The following is an 8,406-nucleotide window of genomic DNA, read 5'->3' on the forward strand; positions in this document are numbered from 1 at the left end:
TTATATCGAACTCAGGTTAAAGCAATCAATTGAAAGTACTACGTACCTGACAAAAAGCAGCCTAATTTTGTATCAGGCTGCTTTTTCATTAGGGATCTGACTCTGCATAGGATTCTCTATCGATTGATGCTTTCAATGCTTGGAATCACCTAAGTTGCTGAAGAAACCTAAAATGTTGTGACTGAATCCGATTCATGAACGGCTGATGAAATAGATCGAAATGCCCACATTCCTCTTCAAAATACTCGATATGGCCTGATTTTTGGGCGGTCTTACGTGTTCTTGAAATCGGAATCAATGAATCTTGCTTAGCTCCAACGATCAAGGTCGGCGTTTGAATTTTATGGCTGATCGCGATGGGGCGATAAAATGGGATCGTCAATACAATTCTGGCAGGTACTTGATTATCCCAATGCTGATTTTCAGGAATTAACGAGTAATATCCATCATAGCAATCTTTGCCTGAAAGTACTGCAAACCGGTTTTTGGCAACCACGCTCATATTCTTGGCTTTTCCAAAAACACGATAGCACATATCCGTAAGCGCTAAGAAAGTTGCAGGCAAAAGATATTGGATTGGATATTTGCAAAGGCTTGCCAATCCGTCGACATGGGGAAAATTGGCAATGACGGCACGGTAATTCTGCTCACTGGCAAGTGTTAAGACATGTCCCCCGCTAAAGGAATATCCCCATAAAATGAGGTCTTTTTCAGTCAGATTGAACTCATCTTTAATATATTGAATGACCGCTTTCCAATCCTTCAATTGACTGTTTTTATCAACGAGATTTTTATATTTTCCACTACTCTTACCAAATCCGCGATGATCAAAACAGCAAATATTATAGCCCTGTTCCAGATAAGCTTGAATGTAAAGGTCTAGAGCGCAACTTTTATCACCACCCAAGCCATGTGCCATGATTACAAAGGGTAAGTCTTTATTATTTATATATAAATCAGCCTGAATGTGAAACGACTCTATGGGAATTAGAATATTTTTTATCTGCATCACGCATTCCTTGTAATACGGTTCTTTTTTTAATTATTTGTAATAAGTGCAGGGAGCACTTATTACAAAACTTACCGCATTTAGCTAAGCAGTCAATAATCTGGAGAATAATTTTGTCGCTGAAATATTGAAATGACGAGGAGGTACTTGTACACCTGCTGATGCTAGATCAGAAACAAGTTCAGTACGGAACGTATTGTAATCTACTTCTACAGCATGCCGTTGCCCACCCTCAAATTTGTAGTGAGGATGATCCAGCTCATGTTGGATTGCTGCTTTCATATCTTTTGGACGCTTATACTTGCCCAAGATTTCCTGACAAGCGATACGTGCCTGGAAGTCTGCTAATGGCCAGATACAACCAATCGGCTGGAACAATCCAATAAAGTATAAATTGTCATAATCCGCATGCATCATTTTACGATACAGCGGTATTTTTTCAGCATGCTGGAAATTGATAAATTCAGGGTCAAAGAATGGGAATACAGTCCAGAATCCGGTACAGCAACAAACGATGTCAAACTCTTGCTTGGTACCATCGGTAAATTCAACTGTTTTGCCATCTAATTTTTTAATGGCTGGTTTAGGCTTGACCTTCCCATGGCGAACATAATCAATTAAATCTGAGTTGACTGTCGGATGCTGGCTTAATACTGGCTTCGTCGTTGGAGGTAATCCAAAACTCTCATAATTACCAGTCAGGATTTTTAAAGATTTGGTCAGAATGCTCTGACGTGTTTTAGGACGTAAATTCTCTAAGGCTTTTGCGACCATATCACTTGGAAGGCCAAGCAGAAATTTTGGCAGGAACCATTGAGGGCTACGCATTGAGAGGTAAACATCTTTACTGACGCGTGCGGCTTCTACTGCGACATCACAGCCTGAGTTCCCGGCTCCAATCACTAAAATCTTTTTATCACGCCATTCATCATTCACACCTTTAAAATCATGTGAATGCATCCATTTGCCGGTAAATTTGCCTTCATATTTTGGATACTTTGGCATCCAGTGATGGCCATTACACACCATCAGATACTGATAAATTTTTTGGTGCTTCTGCCCTTCTGCATCGGTGTAATCCACTTGCCACTGACCGTCAGCCATACGTTCAACATGATCTACGGTATGGTTAAACTTGATCTGGTCATACACCTGAAAGTATTTACTATAGTTCTCGAAATATTGTTGTAGCTGATCATGCCGTGGGTAATCTGGATAATGATCCGGCATCGGGTAATCTTCATACTCTGAAAGTTTTTTGGAACTGATAATATGCGTGTTCTCATAAACAGATGAATGACCTGTTTTTGAGTTAAATACCCAGTTTCCGCCAACTTTGTCATTCTTTTCAAATAGATCAAACGCTATATTATATTCTTTACAGTTTTTTGCTGCGGCAATGCCTGAAGGGCCTGCGCCAATAATGCAGACAGTTTTATTCATTTTCAGCTCCATGAAAATATTTTAATCTAAAATCCGTCACGTGTCGGTTTTTAAAATATAGGGTAGTTTTTTTAGGAAATCAATGAGGGGATGTAAGATGCTGATGAATGAAGTGAAGATGCCAGTTCAGAAAAGAAGTATCGAGCGTCTGGAAAAAGTGATTCAAACCACCATAGATCTTTTAGAAACCAGGGCTTTAGCTGAATGCAACATCCAGGAAATTTCACAAATTTCAGGTGTGCCACGAAATCATATCTATCAGTATTTTCCTACGATAGATCATCTGTTTAGCTTAATCGTAAATCGGTATTTCCAAAAATTGCAAAGTTACTTGACCCATAATGCTCAGATCTACAAGACATGGTCAGTGCTGGACATCATTCAAGATGCCTTGAGTAACGCCTCTGCTTTTTATAACCAGAATAAGCCAGCCAGCATGCTGATTCTGGGTGGTCCGGTAAACATTGAAGGTTTTAGCCTTCAAGAAGCTGTGATCGAAGAGATATCCAAAGAGTTCGTCAAAATTTTTACCCAAAAGGAAAATCCTTTAACGCTCAAAAAAACCGAAGATATCACCATCATGATTGAATTAATTTTCTCGTTGATGAAACACAGCTTTTATCGTTATGGCTATATTACTGAGGAATTGCAGCAAGAAGCCCTACTGGTTTGCGAAGCTTATCTGGAGAAAAAAGCTTATATTTAATCTAAAGACCAGACAAAAAAAAGCTCATCCGCGGGACGGATGAGCTTAGAAAAACAAGAATAAGAAATAAATCAGAAACTACAGCCTTAGTATCTGGGCGAGAATTATACAGATCACTTCTTAAACAATAAAAGACTTTATATGTATAATATAATACATAAAAACTATTATTTGATTTAATCTATATTATGCAGTCCATGTCAAAACCAGCATTAAACACTTCAATTGCTCTATTTTTTAATTAAATGTTTTAACTTTTAAGCCTTCTACGGGTCGTATTACCCAAAACGTCCAGTAATATAAGCCTCAGTCAACTCATGATCAGGTTGAGAAAAGACTTTTTCTGTTGCATTCACTTCAATTAAATGACCCAGGTGGAAATATGCTGTTCGGTTGGATACACGCGCTGCCTGTTGCATCGAGTGCGTGACGATTGCAATCGTGTACTGCTGCGCTAATTCACTTATCAGTTCTTCAACTTTGGCGGTTGCAATCGGATCAAGTGCTGAACAGGGTTCATCCATTAAAATCACCTCAGGCGAAACTGCAATGGTACGTGCAATACATAAACGCTGCTGCTGTCCACCTGACAGGCTTGTTCCTGGTTGATTCAGTCGATCTTTTACCTCAGCCCATAACCCCGCCTTACGTAAACTGTTCTCAACAATTTCTTCCAGATCATATCGATCTCGAGCTAGTCCATGCAGTTTTGGACCATAAGCCACATTTTCAAAAATTGATTTTGGAAACGGATTCGGTTTCTGGAACACCATGCCGACTTGGGCGCGTAGCATTACCACATCCAGAGTCGGATCATAAATATTCTGATTATCCAGCAACACTTTTCCTGTCATACGGCAACCCTCAATACTGTCATTCATGCGGTTGAGCATACGCAGGAAAGTTGATTTCCCACAGCCAGATGGACCAATAAAGGCAATGACTTCATTTTCATAAATGTCCAGATCAATTCCTTTAATGGCCTCAGATTCGCCATAGTAAACATGCGCATCCTGGGTACTGATTTTGATCTGATGACTTTTGTCAGCTTGCTTGCTTTCAGTTTTAGCGACTGATTGTGGAGTCAATATAGGGATGGATTTAGCTGCTGCATCTGCTGAATTAAATAATAATGCTTGTGAATTCAACTCTGGATCCTGCATGATAGATTTTAAAATTTCTGTCGTGTTCATCATTCTTTTTCCTTATTACCAACGGATTTCAAATTTCTTGCGCAACCAGATGGCTAAACTGTTTAATCCAATCATGAGCGCAAGAAGAACAATAATGGCTGCGGCAGTACGTCCTTCGAAGAAGTTACGCAGTTCATTGCCCTGCCACAGGAAAATTTGCACAGGTAAGGCTGTCGATTGATCCAGTGGAGTGGCCGGTACACTGGCAACAAAGGCACTCATCCCAATCAATAGAAGTGGTGCTGTTTCACCTAATGCTTGTGCTACACCAATGATTGCACCAGTTAAAATACCCGGCAGTGCCAGTGGCAACACGTGATGGAAAGTTGTTTGTAAGCGTGAGGCACCCAAGCCCAGTGCAGCTTGACGAATCGACGGCGGTACGGCTTTTAAAGAAGCTCGGGTAGTAATAATCACGGTAGGTAAAGTCATCAGGCTTAAGACCAAACCACCTACTAATGGTGCAGATAAAGGTAAATGCATCCAGCCAATAAAGATCGCTGCACCCAGTAAACCAAAGACAATGGAAGGTACTGCTGCGAGGTTGTTGATATTCACCTCAATCACATCTGTGATCCAGTTCTTTGGTGCAAACTCTTCCAGATAGATAGCTGATGCAACACCAATGGGAATCGAGATCAGGATGACAATCAGCATCATGAACAGCGACCCCATAAAGGCACCTGCCAAACCAGAAGCCGCAGGTGAACTGCGTGAATCTGGACTGGTAAAGATCTGGGTATTAAAACTGCTTTTGATGAGCTCTGAAGTTTTCATACTGTCTGCCAGTTGGCGTACTTCTGGACTCAGCTGTTGTTGTTCATCTGACAGATCGCGGTCAATATTGCCTTTTAGCCAGACATCAACATTGGCATCCGCCAGAATTTTTACCTGCTCTGTCTGACCGATCAGTGATGGGTCATTCATCACCATGTCCCGCAAACGGTAGGCTTCAGAACTGGCGTATAAAGCGCCCAGTTCGTCACGCTGTGCTTCTAGCTTGGGATTCCGTGCCAACATGCCATTGATGATCAGTGCATCCCAATCCACCATGCCCATTTCCATTTGCCAGGCTAACAAGCGTTCCTGATATTGTGCCGGTGATTCTTTGTCAGACTGCACTGGCTTCGGCTCTACATTAACAATAGCTGGGTCAAAGTAAATCGGCAGGCTCATGCTGCTCTGCCAGAATGCAGGTAATCCTTTGGCCAAGATGCTGCCAAATAGCAACACCACAAAGAACAGACCCGCCAATACTGCAGACTGACCAAACCTGCGAAATGATTTTTCCTGGCGATGGCGCTTGGCCAAGGAATCCTGAATGATCCTTTTGCGCTTTTCCCGCTGCGCTGCTGCACTTACTGGATCTAGATCCTGATCCATCGGCGTGGTATTTGAAGTACTCATCAGTCGTATTGCTCACGATATTTGCGCACAATGATCAGTGCAATGATGTTTAAACCTAAAGTAATCACAAATAGGGTTAGACCCAGTGCAAAGGCTACCAATGCCTGTGGACTGGCGAAATCTGTATCCCCTGTCAGCTGATTCACAATGGTCATGGTGACGGTAGAGACCGCTTCAAGCGGGTTGGCATGCAGGATCGGACTGTTCCCCGCAGCCAGTACCACGATCATGGTTTCACCTATGGCACGGGAAGCTGCAAGTAAAAAGGCGCCCATGATACCGGGTAAGGCAGCGGGAAGCACCACCTGACGGATGGTTTCCGATTTAGTTGCGCCCAGTCCTAGCGAACCATCGCGAAGTGCACGTGGTACCTGGGTAATGATGTCATCTGAAAGTGATGAGACAAATGGAATGATCATGATGCCCATTACCACACCCGCTGTCAGGGCACTGGTGGCATTGATATCAACACCTAACATGGCACCTAGACTTTTCAGAAATGGACCTAAAATCATCAAGGCAAATACGCCATAGACAATCGTTGGAATCCCTGCAAGTACCTCAATGATCGGCTTGACCCAGGCTCTAAATCGTGGAGAAGCATATTCCGCCAGATAGATTGCAATCATCAAACCGATAGGTACAGCAACCAGCAGTGCAATTGCACTGACCATGACTGTGCCCCACAGTAATGGCAACAGACCATAACTGCCTTCGGCATCGCCTGAACTGCTAAATCCCGGATTCCATTCAGTACCAAAGAAGAAATCAATCGGACTAACAAAGCTAAAGAAGCGCATGGCTTCGCCAAACATCGACATGACGATACCCAGTGTGGTCAGGATGGCCACGCCAGAACAGAGTGCCAGACTAATATTGATCACTTTTTCGACCTGATGGCGGGCACGTAACTGTTTGGTGATGCGTCGCTTTGCCCAGACCAGCCCGGCAACCGCAGCTGAGATGACCACCACCAGCTTGGCATAGCTGCTGATGCTCAGCATGCGTGCCATCTGTTCTGCTGCAGACAGTTCATAGGCTTGGGGCGTATCGCTGACGCCAAAACCGGAAGCCAGTGCCTGTACCCGATCCACCACGATGCTTAAGCTTGCCTGATCCATGTCTGCCACCATCTGTCCTGGCAAATGGTACACAACCAACTGTTTCAGGATGACAGGCTCTACCAGACTCCAGAGCAGAAAAATAAAAAATGCTGGAATCCCACACCATAAAGCCACCATCGCACCATAGTAGCCAGGACGTGAATTCAGCATGGCGGTATTCTTACCCTGACCTGCCAATTGCTGGCTTCGGCTTAATCCGAGCTGATAAGCAATCGCGATGATCGCCAGTAATATACCGAGTAGTAGCAGATTCATTGATGCTCCACTGTTTTTTCAATCTTCATCGTTGAAAAAAAGCTGGTCACAGTTTCCTGCTCCCAGCCATTTCATTACCTACTTCAGTACAACTGCCTTATTTGCTTTGAAGTTTGTCAGCACCACTGACCGCTCCTTGTCAGACATGGCAATCAGCCCTGCTCTTTCCAGTTTTGATCCTTTGCCCGATACTTTTTTATTCAGGAAATATTCAGTGAACTGTTGCAGACCTTTAATTGATTTCAGGTGTTCACCTTTGACATAGAAGTACAATGGACGGGATACCGGATAAGTACCATTCAGGATCGTTTTCTCTGATGGAGCAACATTGTTCACCGTCGCTACACGTAGCTTGTCACGGTTCTGATCATAGAAACCAAGCCCAAAGACTCCTACTGCATTTGGTGATGTTTTCAGGCGTGCCAGGGTTTCAGTATAATCACCGGATATTTCAATCACCCGACCATCTTTACGGAAGGTACTACACGCTTTTTTCTGGGCATCTTTGTCTAGAGACTTAATTGCAGCGTACGTTTCACAACCTGCATCCACCATCTTCTCCTGGAAGACTTCGCGCGTTCCATGATTAGAAGCCGGGATAACCAGCGTGATTAGCTCATTCGGAAGTGCTGGATCAATCTGGTTCCAGCGGGTATATGGATTAGGTACCATCTTGCCATTAGATGGCACTTCAGCGGCGAGTGCGGCAAAGACATGTTGTGGGCGCAGTTTATAAGCTGCTTTCTTGGCATTCGAGGCAAAGACAATGCCGTCATAACCGATCTTGATTTCCAGAACTTTATTGACACCATTTTTCTTACATTCGGCGAGTTCGGCACTTTTGATCTGGCGGGAAGCATTGGCAATATCAATCGTGTTATCACCCACACCACGACAGAACTGCTTTAAGCCTGCAGATGAACCACCTGAACCGACTACTGGGGCTTTAAACTGTGGGAATGTGTTGCCAAATTCTTCAGCCACGATACTGGCATAAGGTAAGACAGTTGAAGAACCTGCAATCTGGATCGTATCGCGTGCGGCATTCGCTGCACATGCCGCTACAGTTCCCATTAATGCCACTGTTGTCATTGCTGTTGTTAAACGCATTTAGTATCTCTCTTTATATTTAGCTACGCCTTTAGCGTGTTACTTGTTTCGATACCAACATTTTGATTTTTGAATATGACAAGCAGGTTACAGATTTATTAAAGTTTTATGAAAGTTATTACAGCAAGAAATTAATTATAAAGGCTCTAGACTAGCAGA

General features: G+C 43.2%; 7 protein-coding genes. 1 reads left to right on the forward strand and 6 read right to left on the reverse strand.

Annotated elements, in window-relative coordinates; genetic code table 11:
- Positions 1-145: 145 nt before the first annotated feature.
- A complete protein-coding gene (locus tag GW12_RS05705) occupies positions 146-1,009 on the reverse strand; it encodes an alpha/beta hydrolase (protein ID WP_052127886.1) in 864 nt (287 codons plus the stop codon).
- Between the two features lie 84 nt (positions 1,010-1,093).
- Entirely contained in the window at positions 1,094-2,452 is a 1,359-nt protein-coding gene (locus tag GW12_RS05710; RefSeq protein ID WP_201771787.1) for an NAD(P)/FAD-dependent oxidoreductase, read from the reverse strand.
- Positions 2,453-2,549: 97 nt separating this feature from the next.
- Here GW12_RS05710 and GW12_RS05715 point away from each other — a divergent pair, with 97 nt between their 5' ends.
- Positions 2,550-3,158 (forward strand): TetR/AcrR family transcriptional regulator, encoded by a 609-nt coding sequence (locus GW12_RS05715; protein WP_034584623.1) that lies wholly within the window; start codon positions 2,550-2,552, stop codon positions 3,156-3,158.
- 278 nt (positions 3,159-3,436) lie between these two features.
- Here the strand turns inward: GW12_RS05715 and pstB are convergent, their stop codons facing one another.
- The 4 genes from pstB to GW12_RS05735 form a co-directional block, all read right to left on the reverse strand.
- Positions 3,437-4,354 (reverse strand): phosphate ABC transporter ATP-binding protein PstB, encoded by a 918-nt coding sequence (pstB, locus tag GW12_RS05720; protein ID WP_375730988.1) that lies wholly within the window; start codon positions 4,352-4,354, stop codon positions 3,437-3,439.
- A 12-nt stretch (positions 4,355-4,366) separates the two neighbouring features.
- The gene (gene pstA, locus GW12_RS05725; RefSeq protein WP_034584626.1) at positions 4,367-5,758 is read right to left on the reverse strand and encodes a phosphate ABC transporter permease PstA; all 1,392 of its coding nucleotides are present in this window, start codon (positions 5,756-5,758) and stop codon (positions 4,367-4,369) included.
- Positions 5,758-7,137 carry a phosphate ABC transporter permease subunit PstC gene (gene pstC / locus GW12_RS05730; RefSeq protein WP_034584629.1) on the reverse strand — a complete coding sequence of 460 codons (1,380 nt, stop codon included), beginning with the start codon at positions 7,135-7,137 and terminating at the stop codon, positions 5,758-5,760. Before pstC ends, pstA begins: the two co-directional genes overlap by 1 nt.
- Before the next feature lie 78 nt (positions 7,138-7,215).
- Positions 7,216-8,247 (reverse strand): substrate-binding domain-containing protein, encoded by a 1,032-nt coding sequence (locus tag GW12_RS05735; RefSeq protein ID WP_034584633.1) that lies wholly within the window; start codon positions 8,245-8,247, stop codon positions 7,216-7,218.
- Positions 8,248-8,406: the final 159 nt, after the last annotated feature.

The organism is Acinetobacter sp. HR7, from assembly GCF_000773685.1.
GTDB classification, from domain to species: domain Bacteria; phylum Pseudomonadota; class Gammaproteobacteria; order Pseudomonadales; family Moraxellaceae; genus Acinetobacter; species Acinetobacter thermotolerans.